20 protein-coding genes are annotated in these 21503 nt (G+C 64.1%); 13 read left to right on the top strand and 7 right to left on the bottom strand.

What is annotated here, in order from left to right:
• Together tcdA and AB5S05_RS03700 are read left to right on the top strand one after the other, a co-directional pair.
• Positions 1-810: a tRNA cyclic N6-threonylcarbamoyladenosine(37) synthase TcdA gene (gene tcdA, locus AB5S05_RS03705; protein WP_369286099.1), complete on the top strand. Its 810-nt coding sequence runs from the start codon at positions 1-3 to the stop codon at positions 808-810.
• Positions 811-951: 141 nt separating this feature from the next.
• A complete protein-coding gene (locus tag AB5S05_RS03700; protein WP_369286098.1) occupies positions 952-1713 on the top strand; it encodes a substrate-binding periplasmic protein in 762 nt (253 codons plus the stop codon).
• Here AB5S05_RS03700 and AB5S05_RS03695 read toward each other — a convergent pair.
• The 7 genes from AB5S05_RS03695 to map all read right to left on the bottom strand — a co-directional run bounded on the left by AB5S05_RS03695 (position 1710) and on the right by map (position 9603).
• Complete coding sequence (locus tag AB5S05_RS03695; RefSeq protein WP_369286096.1) at positions 1710-2117, bottom strand: SufE family protein; 408 nt, start codon at positions 2115-2117, stop codon at positions 1710-1712. The genes AB5S05_RS03700 and AB5S05_RS03695 overlap by 4 nt on opposite strands.
• The gene (locus AB5S05_RS03690) at positions 2114-3319 is read right to left on the bottom strand and encodes an aminotransferase class V-fold PLP-dependent enzyme (protein ID WP_369286095.1); all 1206 of its coding nucleotides are present in this window, start codon (positions 3317-3319) and stop codon (positions 2114-2116) included. Before AB5S05_RS03690 ends, AB5S05_RS03695 begins: the two co-directional genes overlap by 4 nt.
• A gap of 103 nt (positions 3320-3422) precedes the next feature.
• Positions 3423-4460 (bottom strand): 2,3,4,5-tetrahydropyridine-2,6-dicarboxylate N-succinyltransferase, encoded by a 1038-nt coding sequence (gene dapD / locus AB5S05_RS03685; RefSeq protein WP_369286094.1) that lies wholly within the window; start codon positions 4458-4460, stop codon positions 3423-3425.
• Between the two features lie 32 nt (positions 4461-4492).
• Positions 4493-4840 carry an ArsC family reductase gene (locus AB5S05_RS03680; protein WP_369286093.1) on the bottom strand — a complete coding sequence of 116 codons (348 nt, stop codon included), beginning with the start codon at positions 4838-4840 and terminating at the stop codon, positions 4493-4495.
• A complete protein-coding gene (dapC, locus tag AB5S05_RS03675) occupies positions 4837-6039 on the bottom strand; it encodes a succinyldiaminopimelate transaminase (protein WP_369286092.1) in 1203 nt (400 codons plus the stop codon). The genes AB5S05_RS03680 and dapC overlap by 4 nt, the downstream gene beginning before the upstream one ends.
• Positions 6040-6073: 34 nt before the next feature.
• On the bottom strand, positions 6074-8776 hold the full coding sequence (locus AB5S05_RS03670) for a [protein-PII] uridylyltransferase (RefSeq protein WP_369286090.1): 2703 nt from the start codon (positions 8774-8776) through the stop codon (positions 6074-6076).
• Positions 8777-8820: 44 nt separating this feature from the next.
• Positions 8821-9603, bottom strand: coding sequence for a type I methionyl aminopeptidase (gene map / locus AB5S05_RS03665; RefSeq protein WP_369286089.1), 783 nt, complete (start codon positions 9601-9603; stop codon positions 8821-8823).
• Between the two features lie 260 nt (positions 9604-9863).
• Here map and rpsB point away from each other — a divergent pair, with 260 nt between their 5' ends.
• From rpsB to lpxD, 11 genes are all read left to right on the top strand, one after another.
• Positions 9864-10604 carry a 30S ribosomal protein S2 gene (gene rpsB, locus AB5S05_RS03660; RefSeq protein ID WP_369286088.1) on the top strand — a complete coding sequence of 247 codons (741 nt, stop codon included), beginning with the start codon at positions 9864-9866 and terminating at the stop codon, positions 10602-10604.
• Positions 10605-10730: 126 nt separating this feature from the next.
• Entirely contained in the window at positions 10731-11600 is an 870-nt protein-coding gene (tsf, locus tag AB5S05_RS03655) for a translation elongation factor Ts (protein ID WP_369286087.1), read from the top strand.
• 202 nt (positions 11601-11802) lie between these two features.
• Positions 11803-12546 carry a UMP kinase gene (gene pyrH / locus AB5S05_RS03650; RefSeq protein WP_369286086.1) on the top strand — a complete coding sequence of 248 codons (744 nt, stop codon included), beginning with the start codon at positions 11803-11805 and terminating at the stop codon, positions 12544-12546.
• On the top strand, positions 12543-13100 hold the full coding sequence (gene frr, locus AB5S05_RS03645; RefSeq protein WP_369286085.1) for a ribosome recycling factor: 558 nt from the start codon (positions 12543-12545) through the stop codon (positions 13098-13100). Before pyrH ends, frr begins: the two co-directional genes overlap by 4 nt.
• Positions 13101-13115: 15 nt before the next feature.
• Entirely contained in the window at positions 13116-13874 is a 759-nt protein-coding gene (gene uppS / locus AB5S05_RS03640) for a polyprenyl diphosphate synthase (protein ID WP_369286084.1), read from the top strand.
• Positions 13875-14035: 161 nt separating this feature from the next.
• Positions 14036-14851: a phosphatidate cytidylyltransferase gene (locus AB5S05_RS03635; protein WP_369286083.1), complete on the top strand. Its 816-nt coding sequence runs from the start codon at positions 14036-14038 to the stop codon at positions 14849-14851.
• Entirely contained in the window at positions 14848-16035 is a 1188-nt protein-coding gene (gene ispC, locus AB5S05_RS03630) for a 1-deoxy-D-xylulose-5-phosphate reductoisomerase (RefSeq protein ID WP_369286081.1), read from the top strand. Before AB5S05_RS03635 ends, ispC begins: the two co-directional genes overlap by 4 nt.
• An 18-nt stretch (positions 16036-16053) precedes the next feature.
• Positions 16054-17406 (top strand): sigma E protease regulator RseP, encoded by a 1353-nt coding sequence (gene rseP, locus AB5S05_RS03625; RefSeq protein WP_369286080.1) that lies wholly within the window; start codon positions 16054-16056, stop codon positions 17404-17406.
• Between the two features lie 74 nt (positions 17407-17480).
• Positions 17481-19844, top strand: coding sequence for an outer membrane protein assembly factor BamA (bamA, locus tag AB5S05_RS03620; RefSeq protein ID WP_369286079.1), 2364 nt, complete (start codon positions 17481-17483; stop codon positions 19842-19844).
• Positions 19845-19891: 47 nt separating this feature from the next.
• Positions 19892-20395: an OmpH/Skp family outer membrane protein gene (locus AB5S05_RS03615; protein WP_369286078.1), complete on the top strand. Its 504-nt coding sequence runs from the start codon at positions 19892-19894 to the stop codon at positions 20393-20395.
• Positions 20396-20397: 2 nt separating this feature from the next.
• Complete coding sequence (gene lpxD / locus AB5S05_RS03610; protein ID WP_369286077.1) at positions 20398-21456, top strand: UDP-3-O-(3-hydroxymyristoyl)glucosamine N-acyltransferase; 1059 nt, start codon at positions 20398-20400, stop codon at positions 21454-21456.
• The last annotated feature ends 47 nt before the right edge of the window (positions 21457-21503 follow it).

Raw genomic sequence — 21503 nt, 5'->3', positions numbered from 1 at the left:
ATGCCCTTCGATGATCAACGTTTTTCCGGCGTCGCCCGGCTCTATGGCCGCGAAGGCGCCGAGCGGCTGGCGGCCGCCCATGTGGCGGTGGTCGGCATCGGCGGCGTCGGTTCCTGGGCGGCCGAGGCCCTGGCCCGCTCCGGGGTGGGCGAGATATCGCTGTTCGACCTGGATGATGTCTGCATCACCAACAGCAATCGCCAGGTGCATGCCCTGGAGGGCAGTGTCGGCCAGGCCAAGGTCGAGGTGATGGCCGCGCGCATTCGTGCCATCAGTCCGGGCTGCGTGGTACATGCGGTGGCCGACTTCGTCACCCGCGAGACCATGGCCGAATACATCACCGAGGGGCTCGATGCGGTGATCGACTGCATCGACAGCGTCAACGCCAAGGCGGCGCTGATCGCCTGGTGCAAGCGGCGCAAGATCCAGATCGTCACCACCGGTGGCGCCGGCGGGCAGGTCGACCCGACGCAGATCCAGGTCGGCGACCTGAACAAGACCTTCAACGATCCGCTGGCGGCCAAGGTGCGCTCGACCCTGCGCCGCGACTACGGTTTCTCGCGCACCCCAGGGCGCAACTACAGCGTGCCCTGCGTGTTCTCCACCGAGCAGCTGCGCTACCCCAAACCCGATGGCACGGTCTGCCAGGCCAAGGGCTTCGTCGGCGAAGGGGTCAAGCTCGACTGCGCCGGTGGCTTCGGCGCGGTGATGATGGTCACCGCCAGTTTCGGCATGGCGGCGGTGGCCAAGACCCTGGACAAGCTGGTGGCCGGTGCGCGGCGACCGTCCGAGCGGACCCGTCCCGCCTGACGGCGCGTGCCGGCAGGACTTGACTAAGCTCCACCTAGAACCATTGCACGCCAGGGACGGTTTCATCTTGTTGCCTAGCGAGGGCCATGGAGCGTGTCCAATCCATTGCGTTGCTTAGCGCCCGTTGCTGGCGCACTGCTGTTGATTCTGGCGTTGCTCGCCAGCGTTGGGGCGCGCGCCGAACCGACCCTACGCGTCGGCACCGGCGACTGGCCGCCCTATGTCGATCAGGGGCGTGACGACGGCGGCGCCCTGGGGCGCTTGATCAGCGCGGTGTTCGCGCAGGCCGGTTATCGGGTCGAGTACGTCTTCAACCCATGGAAGCGCAACCTGCTGATGCTGCGCAAGGGCGAGCTCGATGCGGTCATGCCCTATGCGTGCAGCGAGGCGAGACAGGCCTATAGCCTGTGCAGCGCCCCTTTGGTCTACGGCGATGTGGTTTTGTTCCGAAGCAAGGGCGCGGATTTTGACTGGCAACGTATCGAGGACCTTGCCGCCTATCGCATCGGCACGACCCTGGGCTACAGCTACGGGCCACAGTTCGATGAGAAGCGAGGCCAGGGGCTATTCAATATCCAGGAAAGCGCCAAGAGCGAGACCGCTTTGCGCCTGTTGCTGCACGGACGCATCGACATTCATCCGCAGGACCGGGCGGTCGGCTATGCCCTGTTGCAGCGGCAGTTCAGTGCGGCAGAGCGGGCGCTTATCGACCACCACCCGCGTAGCCTGAACCGTGAGTCCTTGCATCTGCTGTTTCGAAGCGGCGATGCGCAAGCGGCCGAGCTCCACCGCCGGTTCAACCAGGGGCTGCAGGCGTTGGCCCGCAACGGTGAATTGCAGCGTCTGCAGAAGGCGCTGTATGAGGGCAAGGTCGACGCCTGGGCGCCGCGTAGCGAGCCTTAGTCGCCGGCCATCTGGCGCATGCGCTGCAGTACCGCATTCAGGCCGTTGCTGCGCGACGGCGAGAGCTGGCGTGCCAGGCCCAGCTGCTCGAACCAGGCCACCAGGTCGACCGCGGCCAGCTCCTCGGCCGTCAGGCCATTGACCCGCGCCAGCAGTACCGCGAGCAGGCCACGGATCAGCCGGGCGTCGCTGGCCGCACGGAATTGCCAGTGGCCCTGGGCGAGTTCGCCGACCAGCCAGACCTGGCTTTCGCAGCCATGTACACGGTTGCCCTCGCCGCGTTCGGCCTCGTTCAAGGGCACCAGGCGTTCGCCCCATTGCATCAGCAGGCGCGCCCGCTGCTCCCAGCCGGGGCACTGGGCGAAGTCGTCGAGCGCTTGCTGCGCGGCGGTCGGCAGGCTCATCGCAGCAGCTCCAGCGCCCGATCCAGGGCGGCGAAGAAGCGCTCCAGATCGGCGCCGTCGTTGTACAGGCCCAGTGACACGCGAATGGCCCCGGCCAGGCCGAGACGCTGCAGCAGCGGCATGGCGCAGTGGTGGCCGGCACGCACGGCGACGCCTTGCTCGGTGAACAGGTGAGCCAGATCGGCATTGTGCACGCCGGTGACGACGAAGCTGGCCAGGGCTACCTGGGGCGAGCCGAGCAGGCGGATGCCCTCGCGCGCGCCGAGGCCGGCCAGCAGCTTGGCATGCAGCGCCGCCTCATGAGCGGCGACTGCGGCCTGATCCAGTGCGCCCAGGTAGTCGAGGCTGGCGCCGAGGCCGATCACCCCGGCAATCGGCGGGGTGCCGGCTTCGAAGCCCAGCGGCGCGCCGCGGAATTCGGCGTCCTGATAGTCCGCCTGGCGCACCATCTCGCCGCCGAACTGCCAGTGCCTGAGGCGTTGCAGGGCCGCTGCGCGGCCATAGAGCACGCCGACGCCGTCCGGCCCATAGAGCTTGTGGCTGGAGCAGACGTAGAAGTCGCAGTCCAGCGCGCGCAGGTCCTGCCGGCCGTGCACCACACCCTGGGCGCCGTCGACCACGGTCAGCACCCCCTGGGCCTTGGCCAGGGCCAGCAGGGCGGTGAGCGGTTGCCAGCGTCCGAGCACATTGGACAGCTGGCTGACCGCCAGCAGGCGGGTTCGCGGGCCGATCAGCGTGGCGGCCTGGTCGAGGTCGACTCCGCCCGCGCTGTCCAGTGGCAGGACCACCAGCTTGAGCCCGCGGCGCCGCGCCAGCTGCTGCCAGGGCAGCAGGTTGGCATGGTGCTCCAGGGCGCTGATGACGATCTCGTCACCGGCCTGAAATTCGTCGTCCAGGCCGTAGGCGAGCAGGTTGAAGGCCTCGGTGGCGCCGTGGGTGAAGACGATCTCGCTGGCGCTGGCGGCATTGAGCCGTTGCGCCACCTTGTGGCGGCAGTCTTCGAAGGCGCGGGTGGCGCGTTCGCCCGGCAGGTGCTGGGCACGGTGCACGTTGGCCGCGCCGCCGGCGTAGTAGCCGAGCAGGGCGTCGAGCATCGCCTGCGGCTTCTGCGCGGTGGCGGCGCTGTCCAGGTAGGTCTGGCCTTCGGCTTCGAGGGCGAGAATGCCGGGAAAGTCGCGGCGCCAGGGGGAAGTCAGGGGCATGGAATCAGACCTGCAAGGCTGCAGAAACGCAAAATGGCCAGGACCGCTCGGGTGGTCCTAGCCATCCTACAAGGCGGGTGCGCATTGCGCACCCTGGTGCGGATCAGTTGTGCGCGTGCAGCGCTTCGTTGAGTTCGATCGCCGACTTGTGGCTCTTGCACTCCACCGCGCCGGTCTGCGAGTTGCGGCGGAACAGCAGGTCCGGCTGGCCAGCCAGTTCGCGGGCCTTGAGGACCTTGACCAGCTCGCCCTGGTCGTCGAGCAGGGCAACCTTGGTGCCGGCGGTGATGTACAGGCCGGATTCCACGGTGTTGCGATCGCCCAAGGGGATGCCGATGCCGGCGTTGGCGCCGATCAGGCAGCCTTCGCCGACGGAGATGACGATGTTGCCGCCACCGGACAGGGTGCCCATGGTCGAGCAGCCGCCGCCCAGGTCCGAGCCCTTGCCGACGAACACGCCGGCGGAGACGCGGCCTTCGATCATGCCCGGGCCGGCGGTGCCGGCGTTGAAGTTGACGAAGCCCTCGTGCATCACCGTGGTGCCTTCGCCGACATAGGCGCCCAGGCGCACGCGGGCGGTGTCGGCGATGCGCACGCCGGCCGGGACCACGTAGTCGGTCATCTTCGGGAACTTGTCCACCGAGAAGACTTCGAGCAACTCGCCCTTCAGGCGCGCTTCCAGCTGACGCTCGGCCAGTTCGCCCAGGTCGATGGCGCCCTGGCTGGTCCAGGCCACGTTGGGCAGCAGCGCGAAGATGCCGGTCAGGTTCAGGCCGTGCGGCTTGACCAGTCGGTGCGACAGCAGGTGCAGCTTGAGGTAGGCCTCGGGGGTGCTGATCGGCGCTGCATCGTCGGCGAGCAGGGTGGCGACCAGTGGCTGGTGGCTCTCGGCCAGGCGGGTGAGCAGCTTGGCCTGGGCCGGATCGACGCCCTTCAGGGTCTCGGCCAGCTCAGCGGCCTGGGTGGTGGTGAAGGCGATGGCCTGGTTGCCACCTTCGTAGCCGAGCTTTTCGGCGACCTTGGCCACCAGGTCTGCGGACGGGTTGAGCAGCGGCTGGGCGTAGAACACCTCCAGCCAGGTGTTTTGACGGTTCTGGGTGCCGACGCCGAAGGCCAGGCTGAACAGGGTAGTAGTGGTCATGGAGTAGTTCCTTGCAACGAATTAGGAGGGCGTTACGCCAGTTCGGCGGCGTAGCGCTCGGGTTTGTAGCCAATCAGGGTCTTGTCGCCGAGATCCAGCACCGGGCGCTTGATCATCGACGGCTGGGCCAGCATCAGTTCGATGGCCCTGTCCTGGTCGAGGTCGCACTTCTGCGCCTCGTCCAGCTTGCGGAAGGTGGTGCCGGCACGATTGAGGACGGTTTCCCAGCCGTGCTCGTTGCACCACTTTTCCAGGTTGCCGCGATCGATGCCGACGGCTTTGTAATCGTGGAAGTGGTAGTCCACGCCGTGCTCGTCGAGCCAGCTGCGGGCCTTCTTCATGGTGTCGCAGGCTTTGATGCCGTAGAGGGTCTTGCTCATGCTTGCAGGCTCTTCACAAAGGCACGGATTCGCTCGGCGGCCTCGACGCATTCGGCCAGAGGCGCCACCAGGGCCATGCGCACGCGGCCGGCTCCGGGGTTCTGGCCATCGACACTGCGCGACAGGTAGGAGCCGGGTACCACGGTGACATGCTCGCGGGCGTACAGCTCGCGGGCGAAGGTCTCGTCGTCGACCGGGGTCTTGGCCCACAGGTAGAAACCGCCGTCCGGGCGCTGCACGTCCAGCACGCCGTCGAGGATGTCGAGCACCGCGGCGAACTTCTCGCGGTACAGCTCGCGGTTGGCCCGCACATGCTCTTCGTCGTTCCAGGCGGCAACGCTGGCCAGCTGCGTCTGCACCGGCATGGCGCAACCGTGGTAGGTACGGTACAGCAGGAAAGATTTCAGAATGTCGGCGTCGCCGGCGACGAAGCCCGAGCGCAGGCCGGGCAGGTTGGAGCGCTTGGACAGGCTATGGAACACCACGCAGCGTTTGAAATCGTTGCGGCCGAGTGCGGCGCAGGCGCTGAGCAGGCCCGCCGGCGGATTCTGCTCGTCGAAGTACAGCTCGCTGTAGCACTCGTCTGCGGCGATCACGAAATCGAACTGGTCGGCCAGGGCGATCAGCTTCTTCAGGGTGGCCAGCGGAATCAGCGCGCCGGTGGGGTTGCCCGGCGAGCAGAGGAAGAGGATCTGGCAGCGCTGCCAGACCTCGTTCGGTACCGCATCGAAATCCGGGTTGAAGCCATGCTCCGGCAGGCAGGGCAGGTAGTGCGGCTGGGCGCCGGCGAGCAGCGCCGCGCCCTCGTAGATCTGGTAGAAGGGGTTGGGGCTGACCACCAGGCCGTCGGCGCCACGCTGTACCACCGTCTGGGTAAAGGCGAACAGCGCCTCGCGGGTGCCGTTGACCGGCAGCACCTGGCGCGCCGGATCGAGCGCGCCGGCCGGCAGGCCGAAGCGCCGGCTGCACCAATTGGCAATCGCCTCGCGCAGCGCCGGGATGCCCAGGGTGGTCGGGTAGACGGCCAGTTGCTCGAGGTTGGCGCTCAGTGCCTCGGCGACGAAGGCCGGGGAGCGGTGCTTGGGTTCGCCGATCGACAGGGCGATGGCCTGTTTCTCGACCGGCGGCTGGGCGCCGGCCAGCAGGGCGCGGAGCTTCTCGAAGGGGTAGGGTTGCAACTGGTTCAAAGCGTCATTCATGGGTCTTTCCTGGTGCTGCAAGCGACTGCCGCGATCAGAACTCGATCGGGCTCGATTCGGTTGTTTGGCCATTGGCTTCCGACAACTGCGAGACGATGGTCTCCTGCAGCCGGGCACAGAGCTGCGGGTCGGACAGTGGCTGGTTGTGCGCGTCGGTGACGAAGAACACGTCCTCCACCCGCTCGCCAAGGGTGGCGATCTTGGCGTTGAGCACCGACAGGTCGAAGTCGAGAAAGATCCGTCCGATGCGCGCCAGCAGGCCGGGGCGGTCCGGGGCGGTCAGCTCGAGAATGGTCAGCGGGCGCTGGGCGTCGTTGTGGATGGTGACCCGCGGGGCGAAGGCAAAATGCTTGAGCTGGCGCGGCACCCGACGCTGGATGATGCTCGGGTACTCGTCCGGGTTCTTCAGCGCATCGATCAGCCCTTCGCGGATCTGCTTGATCCGTGCCGGGTTGTCGCCAATCGAGCCGCCTTCGGCTTCCAAGACTATATAGGTGTCGAGGGTGAACTGGCTGGTCGAGGTGAGAATCCGGGCATCATGGATGCTCAGGTTGAGCTGGGCCATGGCGGCCACGGTCACGGCGAAGAAGTCGTGCTGGTCGGCTGCGTAGATGAAGATCTGGGTGCCGCCTTCGGACTCGCGCTGGGTGGTTTCCTTGATCAGTACCAGCGGGTTGCCGTCGTCGGGATGCTGGAGGATCGCCACCGTGTGCCAGGCCACGTCATCGGCGGCGTGGCGCAGGAAATAGTCGTCGCCCAGCTGTGACCACAGCTGCTCGGCGTCGTCCGGGTCGGTGCCGTTGCGCACCAGGATGTCCAGCGCGGCGCTCTGGGTCAGGCGGATCTGCTCTTCGCGGTCCAGCGGGTTTTCCAGGCCGCGGCGCAGGGCGCGCTTGGTCTCGGTATACAGCTGGCGCAGCAGGCTGGCCCGCCAGGAGTTCCACAGGCTGGGGTTGGTGGCGTTGATGTCGGCCACGGTCAGCACGTAGAGGTAGTCCAGGCGGGTCTGGTCGCCGACCAGGCGTGCGAAGTCGAAGATCGCCTGGGGGTCGGACAGGTCCTTGCGCTGCGCGGTGGTGGACATCACCAGGTGGTTCTGCACCAGCCAGACCACCAGCTTGGAATCCCAGTTGGGCAGGTGGTGGCGGTTGCAGAACACCTCGGCATCGGCGGCGCCGAGTTCCGAATGGTCGCCGCCGCGGCCCTTGCCGATATCGTGATAGAGACCGGCCAGGTAGATCAGCTCGGGCTTGGGCAGCTTGCCGATCAGCGAGCTCGCCAGGGGGAACTTCTCCGCCAGCTCCGGCCACTTGAACTTGCGCAGGTGCTTGATCAGGTTGAGGGTGTGGGCATCGACCGTGTAGATGTGAAACAGGTCGTGCTGCATCTGCCCGACGATGTGGCCGAACTCCGGCAGGTAGCGGCCGAGGATACCGTAGCGGTTCATCCGCCGCAGGTTGCGGTGAATGCCCTGGTTGCTCTTGAACAGCTCGATGAACAGGCTGGTGTTGCGGATGTCGCTGCGAAAGTCGTCATCAATCAGGTGGCGATGGTCGCGCAGCAGGCGAATGGTGTCGGCGCACACGCCCTTGATCTCCGGGTGCTGGGCCATCAGCACGAAGATTTCCATGATGGCGAACGGGGTGCGTTTGAACACATTGCTGTGGGTGACTTCGATATAGCCGTCACGCAGCTGGAAGCGGCTGTTCAGCGGCATGGCCTGGCCGCTTTCGCCGGCGCGGAGAATTTCTTCCTCGAAGTGCTGCTTGATCAGGTCGGAAAGCTCGGCGATGCCCATCACCACTCGGTAGTACTTCTGCATGAAGCGCTCGATCGCCAGCTTGGCGTCGCCGTCCTGGAAGCCGAGCAGGCTGGCGATGGCGCGCTGGTGGTCGAACAGCAGGCGGTCTTCGGCGCGTCCGGCGAGCATGTGCAGGGCGTAGCGAACCTTCCACAGGAACTCCTGGCTGGAGGCCAGCAGGGCGTACTCGCTTTCCAGCAGGAAGCCCTGGCCGACCATGGCGTGCAGGTTGAGGGTGCCGAAGTGACGGCGGGCGACCCAGAGGATGGTCTGGATGTCGCGCAGGCCGCCCGGCGAGCCCTTGACGTTGGGCTCCAGGTTGTACTCGGTGTCGTTGTACTTGGCGTGGCGGCTGCGCTGTTCCTTGCGCTTGGCCAGGAAGAAGTGCTTGCTCGGCCACATCCGCTCGGTGCTGGTGACCTCCAGCATGCGCTGGCGCAGGCGCTCCGGACCGGCGATGGTGCGGCTTTCCATCAGGTTGGTGATGATGGTCAGGTCGGCGCGGGCCTCCTCGGCGCATTCGTCGACCGAGCGCACGCTCTGGCCGACTTCCAGGCCGATGTCCCAGAGCAGGGTGAGGAACAGTTCGATCGGTTCACGGAAGGTTTCGTGGTCGGCGCTGTCGAGCAGGATCAGCAGGTCGATGTCGGAAAAGGGGTGCAGTTCCCCGCGACCGTAGCCACCGACCGCCAGCAGGGCGATATCGGCGTCCTCGCTCCAGTCCAGGCGATCCCAGGCCTCGCGCAGGATCTGGTCGGTGAACCAGGCGCGATCCTCGACCAGCCGGCGGATGTCGAAGCCCTCGCGAAAGCGCGTGTTGAGCACGTCCTGGGCGCGGCGGATGGCCTTCTTGAAGGCCGCTATGGGGCTGGCCTTCAGGGCCAGTTCCGCCTGGAACTGGCCGCGGTCGAACAATTCGGGATCTACCTGCGCCATGCGCGGTCTTCCTTATTGAGGCAGTGAGGCGCGTCCGCCCTCGGTCAAGCCGAGGTGCGTGCGATGGTGTCGTCACTGCGCAGGGTGAAGATCTCGTAGCCGTCGGCGGTCACCAGAATCGTATGCTCCCACTGCGCCGAGAGCTTGCGGTCCTTGGTGATCGCGGTCCAGCCATCACCGAGCAGGCGGGTTTCCGCCCGGCCCTGGTTGATCATCGGCTCGATGGTGAAGGTCATGCCTTCCTTAAGTTCCATGCCGGTGCCGGCGCGTCCGTAGTGCAGCACCTGCGGTTCTTCGTGGAACACCTTGCCGATGCCATGGCCGCAATACTCGCGTACCACCGAGAAGCCGCTCTTCTCGGCATGCTTCTGGATGACTTCGCCGATGTCGCCCAGGCGCGCACCCGGGCGAACCAGCTCGATACCCTTGTACATGCACTCCTGGGTGACCCTGGCCAGGCGTTCGGCCCACTCCGGTACCTTGCCGACCATGAACATCTTGCTGGTGTCGCCGTGGTAGCCGTCCTTGATCACGGTGACGTCGATATTCAGCACGTCGCCGTCCTTCAAGGGCTTGTCGTTGGGGATGCCGTGGCAGACCACATGATTGACCGACGTGCAGATCGACTTGGGAAACCCCTTGTAGTTCAGGGGGGCCGGGATCGCCTGCTGTACGTTGACGATATAGTCGTGGCAGATGCGGTCCAGTTCGTCGGTGGTGACGCCAGGCTTGACGTACTCGCCGATCATCTCCAGCACCTCGGCGGCCAGACGGCCGGCCACGCGCATTTTTTCGATTTCCTCGGGCGTCTTGATAGTGACGGTCATGTAAGCTCTCTGGCGCAAACGGAAAGGGCGATATGGTAGCAGCTTCAAGCCGCAAGCCATAAGCCGCAAGCGCCCACTGCGTTATCCGGCTAGCTTGCGCGCGCCATCTGTGGTATAAAACGCGCCGCTTTACGGGCGGTGCGTCCGGAAGCACTAACCCACACACGTATCGACACGGTTTTCTGGGTGCCTTCCGACTGGTTCGGCAGGTTGGAAACTGGGATGCGTGGAGGCCTAACCCGACTTATTAAGGAACGACCATGTCCCAAGTCAATATGCGCGATATGCTGAAGGCCGGTGTGCACTTCGGCCACCAGACCCGTTACTGGAACCCGAAGATGGGCAAGTACATTTTCGGCGCGCGCAACAAGATTCACATCATCAACCTGGAAAAAACCCTGCCGATGTTCAACGAAGCGCTGTCTTTCGTTGAGAAACTGGCTTCGGGCAAGAACAAGATCCTGTTCGTCGGCACCAAGCGTTCCGCTGGCAAGATCGTCCGCGAAGAAGCCGCTCGCTGTGGCTCGCCGTTCGTCGATCATCGCTGGTTGGGCGGCATGCTGACCAACTACAAGACCATCCGTGCTTCGATCAAGCGCCTGCGTGATCTGGAAACCCAGTCCCAGGACGGCACCTTCACCAAGCTGACCAAGAAAGAAGCCCTGATGCGCACCCGTGATCTGGAAAAGCTGGATCGCAGCCTAGGTGGCATCAAGGACATGGGCGGCCTGCCGGACGCGCTGTTCGTGATCGACGTTGACCATGAGCGTATCGCCATTACCGAAGCCAACAAGCTGGGCATCCCGGTCATCGGCGTGGTCGATACCAACAGCAGCCCGGAAGGTGTGGACTACATCATCCCGGGTAACGACGACGCCATCCGCGCCATTCAGCTGTACATGGGCGCCATGGCTGACGCCGTGGTACGTGGTCGCAGCAATGTTGGCGGCGCTACCGAAGAGTTCGTCGAGCAGGCCGCTGCTGAAGCGAGCGAAGGCTAAGCGGTAAGCAACTGGCGTCAGTCGTTGCGCAAAAAGGGGGCTAGGCCCCCTTTTTGCCACTCACAGAATTAATCGCCCGGTTTGTCGGGTGAAATGGTTGAAGACCTAGACACGAGGATTTCCAACATGGCAGAGATCACTGCAGCCCTGGTTAAAGAACTGCGCGAGCGCACCGGCCAAGGCATGATGGATTGCAAGAAGGCCCTGACCGCCGCTGGTGGCGATATCGAGAAGGCCATCGACGACATGCGTGCCGCTGGTGCCATCAAGGCCGCCAAGAAGGCAGGCAATATCGCCGCCGAAGGCTCGATCGCCATCAAGGTGGCCGATGACAACAAGCGCGCCATGATCATCGAAGTCAACTCGCAAACCGACTTCCTGGCCCTGCAGGACGACTTCAAGGCGTTCGTCAATGCCAGCATCGAGAAGGCCTTCGCCGAAAACATGACCGAAGCCGCGCCGCTGATCGCCGCGCAGGAATCCGATCGTGAAGCGCTGGTAGCCAAGGTCGGTGAAAACGTCAACATCCGTCGCTTGGCCAGTGTCGAGGCCGACGTGGTGGGCTCCTACCTGCACGGCCACCGTATCGGTGTCCTGGTCGCCCTGAAAGGCGGCAGCGTCGAGCTGGCCAAGGACATCGCCATGCACGTGGCAGCGAGCAACCCGCAGTTCCTCGATCCGTCCCAGGTTTCCGAAGAAACCGTGGCCAAGGAAAAGGAAATCTTCCTGGCGCTCAACGAAGACAAGATCAAGGGCAAGCCTGCCGATATCGTCGAGAAGATGGTTGCCGGGCGCATCCAGAAGTTCCTCGCCGAGTCCAGCCTGGTTGGCCAGCCGTTCGTCAAGGATCCGGAAATCAAGATCGGTGACCTGGCGAAGAAGGCCGGCGCCGAGATCGTTTCCTTCACCCGTTTCGAAGTGGGCGAAGGCATCGACAAGGGTGAAGTCGACTTCGCTGCTGAAGTTGCCGCTCAAGTGGCTGCCAGCAAGCAATAAGACGGTTTCATACTGTCGCCCCGAAGAGGCTGCCCGCACTTGCGCGCGGCCTCTTTGTCGAATTAGGGCGTAGTCTGGAGCTGCTGTTTCGGGCCTGAGGCGCCGTCTGGCGCCGATGGCTTCGGGTGCCGCCAAGGCGCTCGATTAAGATGGGCTCAAGTGGGCCCGAAGAGCATTAAACACGCCGCAGGAGAGACTGGTAATGGCTCAGCAGGTGAGTGGTCGCCAACCCCGCTACAAACGCATTCTGCTCAAACTCAGCGGCGAGGCCCTGATGGGGTCGGAAGACTTCGGCATCGACCCCAAGGTGCTCGATCGCATGGCGCTGGAGGTCGGCCAGCTGGTCGGTATCGGCGTTCAGGTCGGCCTGGTCATCGGTGGCGGCAACCTGTTTCGCGGCGCGGCCCTGAGTGCGGCCGGCATGGATCGGGTGACCGGCGACCACATGGGTATGCTGGCTACCGTGATGAATGCCCTGGCCATGCGCGATGCCCTGGAGCGTTCGAACATTCCGGCCATCGTCATGTCGGCGATTTCCATGGTCGGGGTGACCGATCACTATGACCGGCGCAAGGCCATGCGCCACCTGAAGACGGGTGAGGTGGTGATCTTCGCCGCCGGTACCGGCAACCCCTTCTTTACCACCGACTCGGCCGCCTGCCTGCGGGCTATCGAGATCGACGCCGATGTGGTGTTGAAGGCGACCAAGGTGGATGGCGTGTACACTGCTGACCCGTTCAAGGACCCGCATGCAGAGAAATTCGAGCGCCTGACCTACGACGAGGTGCTCGATCGCAAGCTGGGCGTGATGGACCTGACGGCCATCTGTCTGTGTCGCGACCACAAGATGCCGCTGCGTGTGTTCAATATGAATAAGCCCGGTGCCCTGCTGAATGTCGTGGTGGGTGGCGCCGAGGGTACTCTGATCGAGGAAGGTGAAGAATGATTAACGAGATCAAGAAAGACGCCCAAGCGCGCATGCAGAAGAGCGTGGAGTCGCTGATTCACGCATTCAGCCGTATCCGTACCGGCCAGGCGCACCCCAGTATCCTCGGTGGCGTGATGGTGCCCTACTACGGCGCGGACACCCCCTTGAACCAGGTTGCCAGCGTGACTGTCAAGGATTCGCGCACCCTGCAGGTCGTGGCGTTCGAGCGCAACATGCTGGCTGCCGTCGACAAGGCGATCCAGAGCTCTGGTCTGGGCTTCAATCCAACCAACCTGGGTGAGCTTCTGCTGATTTCCATGCCGGCGCTGACCGAGGAAACCCGCAAGGGTTATACCAAGCAGGCGCGCGATGCGGCGGAGGATGCCAGGGTGGCGGTGCGCAATATCCGTCGCGATGCGCTGAGCCAGCTGAAAGATCTGGTCAAGGAAAAAGAGATCAGCGAAGACGAAGAGCGCCGCGCTGCGGACGATGTGCAAAAGCTGACCGACAAGTTCGTGGCAGAGATCGAAGTGGCGGTGAAGCAGAAAGAAGCGGATCTGATGGCCGTCTGACGGTCAGGAATCGTCATGGACAAGACCAATAGTGGCGTCCCTGCGTCCGTGCCTCGGCACGTGGCGATCATCATGGACGGCAATAACCGCTGGGCGAAGAAGCGCCTGTTGCCAGGAGTAGCCGGGCACAAGGCTGGTGTCGATGCGGTGCGCGCGGTGATCGAGGTGTGCGCCGAGGCGGGGGTCGAAGTGTTGACCCTGTTCGCCTTCTCCAGTGAAAACTGGCAGCGCCCGGCCGATGAGGTCGGCGCCCTGATGGAGCTGTTCTTGGGCGCGCTGCGCCGCGAGACGAAGAAGCTCAACGAGAATGGCATTAGCCTGCGCATCATCGGCGATCGCTCACGCTTTCATCCCGAGTTGCAGGCGGCCATGCGCGAGGCCGAGGCGCTGACTGCTGGCAATCAGCGCTTCATCCTGCAGATCGCCGCCAACTACGGCGGTCAATGGGATATTGCCCAGGCTGCCCAGCGCCTCGCGCGCGAGGTCCAGGCCGGCCATCTGCAGCCCGAGGACATTACCCCGGGACTACTGCAGGGCTGTCTGGCGACGGGTGACCAGCCGCTCCCGGATTTGTGCATTCGCACCGGTGGCGAGCATCGCATCAGCAACTTCCTGCTCTGGCAGCTGGCCTACAGCGAGTTGTACTTCTCCGACCTGTTCTGGCCGGATTTCAAGCAAGATGCCATGCGCAAGGCCCTGGCGGATTTCGCCAGGCGCCAGCGGCGTTTCGGTAAAACCAGCGAACAGATCCATGCCGGCGAGGCTCGGGCCTAGGCCTGGGTCCTGGCTGATGATGGTTGTGCCAGTGTCTCGCTAGGCGCGAGACGAAAAAAGGAGTGCGGTTTGCTTATTCCACTTGCAGGACGAATGACAGCGGATCGCGCCTTGTCGTCGGCGCGCCCGGCAATGCTCCCCGCCAAGCTGGTCGCGCGCCCATGTTGAAGCAGCGGGTGATTACCGCCCTGATCCTGTTGCCGGTGGCGTTGGCCGGGTTTTTCCTCCTCGATGGCGGGGCTTTCGCCCTGTTCATCGGTCTCGTGGTCAGCCTGGGCGCCTGGGAATGGGCGCGCCTTGCCGGCCTGCTCGCGCAGTCGCAGCGCATCGCCTACGCCGGTGTCGTGGCGCTGTTGCTGCTCGGGCTCTATAAGCAGCCTGCCATGGCCGCCTGGGTGCTGGGGTTTGGGGTGCTCTGGTGGGTCCTGGCTACGGCGCTGGTGCTCAGTTACCCGGCTTGCAGTCGCTACTGGGGTGGGCTGCCGGGCAGGTTGCTGATGGGGCTGCTGATCCTGCTGCCGGCTTGGCAGGGCTTGCAGCTGTTCAAGCAGTGGCCCCTGGCCAATGGTCTGATCCTGGCGGTGATGGTGCTGGTCTGGGGGGCGGATATCGGTGCCTATTTTGCTGGCAAGGCGTTCGGCAAGCGCAAGCTGGCACCGCGGGTCAGTCCGGGCAAGAGCTGGGAGGGCCTGATCGGCGGTCTGTTGTTCAGCCTGGTGATCGCCGCGGCAGTTGGCGTTTATCGCGACTGGCAGGGCCTCGAGTTCGGCCTGGCGCTGGCCGGTGCTGCGCTGGTGGTGCTGATTTCGGTGGTTGGGGATCTGACCGAAAGCATGTTCAAGCGCCAGGCGGGGGTCAAGGACAGTAGTAGTCTGCTGCCGGGGCATGGCGGGGTGCTCGATCGGATCGACAGCCTGACCGCGGCCATTCCGGTGTTCGCCGCCCTGCTGTGGTTGGCTGGTTGGGGTGCGCTGTGATCGCTGCGCAGCAAGTCTGTGTGCTTGGGGCGACCGGCTCCATCGGCCTGAGCACCCTCGATGTGATCGCCCGGCATCCGGACCGTTACCAGGTCTTTGCCTTGTCCGGTTTCAGTCGCCTGGCCGAGCTGCAAGCGCTCTGTTTGCGCTTTCGCCCCTGCTTTGCGGTGGCGCCTGATGCGCTGGCTGCGCGCCAGCTGCAGGAGGCGCTGCATGGCGCGGGTCTGAGCACCCGGGTGCTGTTCGGCGAGGCCGGTCTCTGCGAGGTGGCCGCTCATCCGGAGGTCGATAGCGTGATGGCGGCAATCGTCGGAGCCGCCGGTCTGAAGCCGACCCTGGCCGCTGTCGAGGCGGGCAAGAAGGTGCTGTTGGCCAACAAGGAGGCGCTGGTGATGTCCGGTGCACTCTTCATGCAGGCCGTGCGGCGCAGTGGTGCCCTGTTGTTGCCCATCGACAGCGAGCACAACGCCATTTTCCAGTGCCTGCCCGGCGACTACTCGCGCGGCCTGGCCCAGGTCGGGGTCAGGCGGGTCCTTCTGACCGCCTCGGGTGGGCCCTTCCGTGAGACGCCACTCGAGCAACTGGCCGATGTTTCTCCCGAGCAGGCCTGCGCCCATCCCAACTGGTCGATGGGGCGCAAGATCTCGGTGGACTCGGCGAGCATGATGAACAAGGGGCTCGAGCTGATCGAGGCGTGTTGGCTGTTCGATGCTGCGCCGGCGCAAATCGAAGTGGTCATTCATCCGCAGAGCGTGATTCACTCGCTGGTCGACTATGTCGACGGCTCGGTGCTGGCGCAGCTGGGTAATCCGGATATGCGCACGCCCATCAGTCATGCCCTGGCTTGGCCGCAGCGGATCGATTCGGGGGTGCCGCCACTGGATCTATTCGCCGTCGCGCGCCTGGACTTCCAAGCGCCTGACGAGCAGCGCTTTCCCTGCTTGCGCCTGGCGCGCCAGGCAGCGGAGGCGGGTGGTACGGCGCCGGCCATGCTTAATGCCGCCAATGAGGTGGCGGTGGCGGCCTTTCTCGATCGGCGTCTGCGCTTCCCGGAGATCGCGAGTATGATCGACTCAGTACTGAACGCGGAGTCGGCTGTTGCGGTCGAAAGTATCGATGCGGTCATGGCGGCCGATCGACGGGCTCGCGAGCGCGCGGGCCAATGGCTGAGTCGCCATGGGTAACGGTCGCGGAGAACGTTGATGAGTGCGCTCTACATGATTGTCGGTACCCTGGTGGCGCTCGGGGTCCTGGTCACCTTCCACGAGTTCGGTCACTTCTGGGTGGCGCGGCGCTGCGGGGTCAGGGTGCTGCGCTTCTCCGTCGGCTTCGGTGCGCCCTTGCTGCGTTGGCATGACCGGCATGGCACCGAGTTCGTGATTGCCGCGATTCCCCTGGGTGGCTACGTGAAGATGCTCGACGAGCGTGAGGGAGAGGTGCCGGCGGAGCTGCTCGGGCAATCCTTCAATCGCAAGTCGGTGCGCCAGCGCATTGCAGTGGTGGCCGCCGGGCCGATCGCCAACTTCTTGCTCGCATTGCTGTTTTTCTGGCTGGTGGCCATGCTCGGCAGCATGCAGGTGCGGCCGGTGATCGGTGCGGTCGAGGGCGGTAGCCTGGCCGCCGAGGCTGGCCTGCAGGCTGGTCAGGAGATAGTTGCGGTCAACGGCGAGCCCACCCTTGGTTGGGCGGAAGTCAACCTGCAGCTGGTACGCCGTCTGGGCGAGAGCGGTAGCTTGAGTCTGAGTGTGCGGGATCAGGGTTCATCGGCCGAGCGCCTGCTGCAGCTGCCGCTCAAGCAATGGCTGCAGGGCGTCGACCAGCCCGACCCCATCGCCTCGCTGGGCATACGCCCATGGCGTCCGCCGGTCGAGCCGGTGCTTGCCCAGTTGGACCCGCAGGGCCCGGGCCTGGCGGCAGGCCTGCAGCCCGGCGACCGCCTGCTGGCTCTCGACGGCCAGGCTCTGGATAACTGGCAGCAAGTGGTCGACCGGGTGCGTGCGCTGCCGGGGCGGTCGATCAAGCTGCTGGTCGAGCGTAACGGGGAACAGGTGCAGGTGTCGGTGGATCTGGCTGCGCGTGGCGAAGGTGAGGCGCGTAGCGGCTACCTGGGCGCCGGGGTGCGCGGCGTCGAGTGGCCGCCGGAGATGCTGCGCGAGGTGCGCTTCGGGCCTATGGACGCTGTCGCCGAAGGCCTGCGGCGAACCTGGTCGATGAGCCTGCTGACCCTTGATTCGCTGAAGAAAATGCTGTTTGGCGAGCTCTCGGTAAAAAACTTGAGCGGGCCGATAACCATTGCTAAAGTGGCGGGCGCTTCGGCCGAGTCGGGTCTGGGGGATTTCCTGAATTTCCTCGCCTACTTGAGCATAAGCTTGGGGGTTCTCAATCTATTGCCCATCCCGGTGTTGGACGGCGGGCATCTGCTTTTTTACCTGGTCGAGTGGGTGCGTGGTCGCCCGCTGTCGGAACGGGTGCAAGGTTGGGGGATGCAGATTGGTATTAGTTTGGTGATCGGGGTGATGTTGCTGGCCCTGGTCAACGACCTGAGTCGACTGTAAGCCACTGCTGAATTACAAATCTGTCGCCCTGAGCGACAGATTTTTTATGGTCAGTTGAAATAAGAAAGGACTTCATGAAACGTCTGCTGCTACCTGCGGTGCTTGCCGCATTGATGATCGCCGAAGTTCACGCCGAGTCCTTCACAATTTCCGATATTCGCGTCAACGGCTTGCAGCGGGTTTCTGCCGGCAGTGTGTTCGGTGCGCTGCCGCTCAATGTGGGCGAAGAGGCCGATGACCGTACCCTGGTCGAGGCCACGCGCGAACTGTTCAAGACCGGCTTCTTCCAGGATATCCAGCTTGGCCGCGATGGCGATGTGCTGGTCATCAGCGTAGTAGAGCGCCCGTCGATCTCCAGCATCGAAATCGAGGGCAACAAGGCGATCAGCAGTGAAGACCTGCTCAAGGGCCTCAATCAATCCGGTCTGGCCGAGGGCGAGATCTTCCAGCGCGCGACCCTCGAGGGTGTGCGCAACGAGCTGCAGCGCCAGTACGTTGCCCAGGGCCGCTATTCGGCCGAGATCGAAACCGAGGTGATTCCCCAGCCGCGCAATCGCGTGGCGCTGAAGATCAACATCAACGAAGGCTCGGTCGCCGCCATCCAGCACATCAACGTGGTGGGCAACAGTGTCTTCGACGACGAAGACCTGATCGATCTGTTCGAGTTGAAGACCAGCAACTGGTTGTCGTTCTTCAGAAACGACGACAAGTATGCGCGCGAGAAGCTCTCCGGTGACCTGGAGCGTCTGCGTTCCTATTACCTGGATCGCGGTTATATCAACATGGATATTACCTCGACCCAGGTGTCCATCACCCCGGACAAGAAGCACGTCTACATCACCGTCAACGTCGACGAGGGGCAGAAGTACAGTGTGCGCGACGTCAAGCTGTCCGGCGACCTCAAGGTGGCGGAAGCGGATATCCGTGCACTGCTGCTGGTCAAGGAAGGTCAGGTGTTTTCGCGCAAGGTGATGACCACTACCTCCGAGCTGATTACCCGCCGTCTCGGCAACGAGGGCTATACCTTCGCCAACGTCAATGGCGTGCCGCAGGCCCATGACGAGGACAACACGGTATCCATCACCTTCGTCGTCGACCCGGGCAAGCGTGCCTACGTCAACCGCATCAACTTCCGCGGCAATACCAAGACCGAAGATGAAGTGCTGCGTCGCGAAATGCGTCAGCTCGAAGGAGGCTGGGCCTCGACCTACCTGATCGACCAGTCGAAGACGCGCCTGGAGCGTCTGGGCTTCTTCAAGGAAGTCAACGTCGAAACCCCGCAGGTGCCGGGCACCGATGACCAGATCGACGTCAACTACAGCGTCGAGGAGCAGGCCTCCGGTTCGATCACCGCCAGCGTCGGCTTCGCCCAGAACGCCGGCCTGATCCTCGGCGGCTCGATCACCCAGAACAACTTCCTCGGTACCGGCAACAAGGTCAGCGTCGGCCTGACCCGCAGCGAATACCAGGAGCGCTACAACTTCGGCTTCGTCGACCCCTACTGGACCAAGGACGGCGTCAGCCTGGGCTACAACGCCTTCTACCGCACCACCGACTACGATGAGCTGGACACCGATGTCTCCAGCTATGCGGTGGACAGCTACGGGGTGGGGGCCAGCATCGGTTACCCGATCAGCGAAACCTCGCGTCTGTCCTATGGCCTGACCCTGCAGCAGGACGACATCAATACCGGTGTCTACACGGTGGACGAGATCTTCGACTTCCTCGAGCAGGAGGGCGACAGCTACCTGAACCTGAAAGCCTCGGTGGGCTGGTCGGAATCGACCCTCAACCGCGGCGTCATGGCCACCCGCGGTCATTCGCAGAGCCTGGTGTTCGAGACCACGGTGCCGGGCAGCGACCTGGCGTTCTACAAGCTCGATTATCAGGGGCAGATCTTCAAGGCGCTGACCGACAGGTACACCCTGCGTTTCCACACCCAGCTGGGCTATGGCGACAGCTACGGCTCGACCGAGCAGCTGCCCTTCTACGAGCATTACTACGCCGGCGGTTTCGGTTCGGTACGGGGCTTCGAGGACAACAGCCTGGGGCCGCGCAGCACGCCGAGCCGGGGTGCCGCAGTGACTGGCAACACCGGTACTCTGGCGGATCCAGATCAGGATCCATTGCCGTTCGGTGGTAATGTGCTGGTCCAAGGCGGCGTGGAATTGCTGTTCCCGATGCCGTTCGTCAAGGACCAGCGCTCGCTGCGCACCGCCTTCTTTTGGGATGTGGGCAACGTCTTCGACACCAGCTGTGGCAGCACCCAGGCCGACTGCGGCAGCATCGATGCCGGTCAGCTGGCCAGCTCCGTCGGTCTCGGCCTGACTTGGATCAGCGCCCTCGGACCGCTGAGCTTCAGTCTGGCCATGCCGGTGGTGAAGCCGGACGATGCCGATACCCAGGTTTTCCAGTTCTCCCTCGGTCAGACGTTCTAAGTGCCTGATTACCGAACAACGACAACAGTTTTTGCAGGAGTTGCACCGTGCGTAAGTTGACTCAACTGGTTCTGTTAAGTGTTGCCCTGCTGGCGTCCCCGGCATTCGCCGAGATGAAGGTGGCGGTACTGAATTATCAGATGGCCCTGCTCGAATCCGATGCGGCCAAGCGCTACGCCGTGGACGCCGAGAAGAAGTTCGGTCCGCAGCTGAACAAGCTGAAGACCCTGGAGGGCGACGCCAAGCGCATCCAGGATCGCATCGTCAAGGAAGGCGAGAAGATGCAGACCGCCGAGCGCGAGCGCCTCGAGCTCGAGTTCAAGCAGAAGGCCCGTGACTTCCAGTTCCAGTCCAAGGAACTGAATGAATCCAAGGCGATTGCCGACCGGGAGATGCTCAAGAAGCTCAAGCCGAACCTGGACAAGGCGGTCGAGGAAGTGATCAAGAAGGGCAACTACGACCTGGTGCTCGAGCGCGGTGCGGTGATCGATGTCAAACCTCAGTTCGACATCACGCTGCAGGTCATCGAGCGCATGAACCAGCTGCGCTGATCATGACGGCTACGCATCTGACCCTCGGCCAGCTGGCCGAACGCCTCGGTGCCACCCTGCGCGGCAGCGCGGACAAGCCGATCAGCGGCCTGGCGACCTTGCAGGAAGCCGGCCCCGATCAGTTGAGCTTTCTCGCCAATGCCCAGTACCGCAAGTTTCTCGTCGACTGCCAAGCCGCTGCGGTACTGCTGACTGCCGCCGATGCCGAAGGCTATGGCGGTGATGCGCTAATCGTCGCCAACCCCTACCTGGCCTACGCGCAGTTGTCCCACCTGTTCGATCGCAAGCCACAAGCCGCGGCTGGCGTGCACCCGACTGCCCAGGTGGCGGCCGACGCGCGGGTCGACGCCAGTGCCAGTATCGGTGCCTTCGCGGTGATCGAACGCGGCGCGCAGATCGGCGCTGGGGTTACCGTCGGCGCCCACTGTGTGGTCGGCGCCCGATCGCAGATCGGCGAGGGCGGCTGGCTGGCGCCGCGGGTGACGCTGTACCACGACGTGCGCATCGGCAGGCGCGTGGTCATCCAGTCGGGTGCCGTGATCGGTGGCGAAGGCTTCGGCTTTGCCAATGAGAAGGGCGTCTGGCAGAAGATCGCCCAGATCGGCGGTGTGGTGATCGGTGACGACGTCGAGATTGGTGCCAACACCACCATCGACCGCGGCGCGCTGGCGGACACCCTGATCGGCAACGGGGTCAAGCTGGACAACCAGATCATGATCGCGCACAACGTGCAGATCGGCGACAACACCGCCATGGCCGGCTGCGTCGGCATCTCCGGCAGCACCAAGATCGGCCGCAACTGCATGATCGCAGGCGGCGTCGGCATGGTCGGGCATATCGAGGTCTGCGACGGCGTGTTCGTCACCGGCATGACCATGGTCACCCGCTCGATCACCGAGCCGGGCGCCTACTCCTCCGGTACTGCGATGCAGCCGGCGGGCGAATGGAAGAAGAGTGCGGCGCGGATTCGTCAGCTGGACGACATGGCACGGCGTCTGAAAGACCTGGAAAAGCAGCTGGCGGCCGTGACCTCGAGCGCGAATACCGCTTCTGATGCCTGAGCCGGCTGTTGCCGCGCTCTCTTCTTTTTACTACAGGCTTCTCTGGA

The organism is Pseudomonas zhanjiangensis (genome assembly GCF_041027545.1).
In the GTDB taxonomy this organism is placed as follows: Bacteria; Pseudomonadota; Gammaproteobacteria; order Pseudomonadales; family Pseudomonadaceae; genus Aquipseudomonas; species Aquipseudomonas zhanjiangensis.
This window is presented reverse-complemented; position numbering and strand designations above follow the sequence as displayed.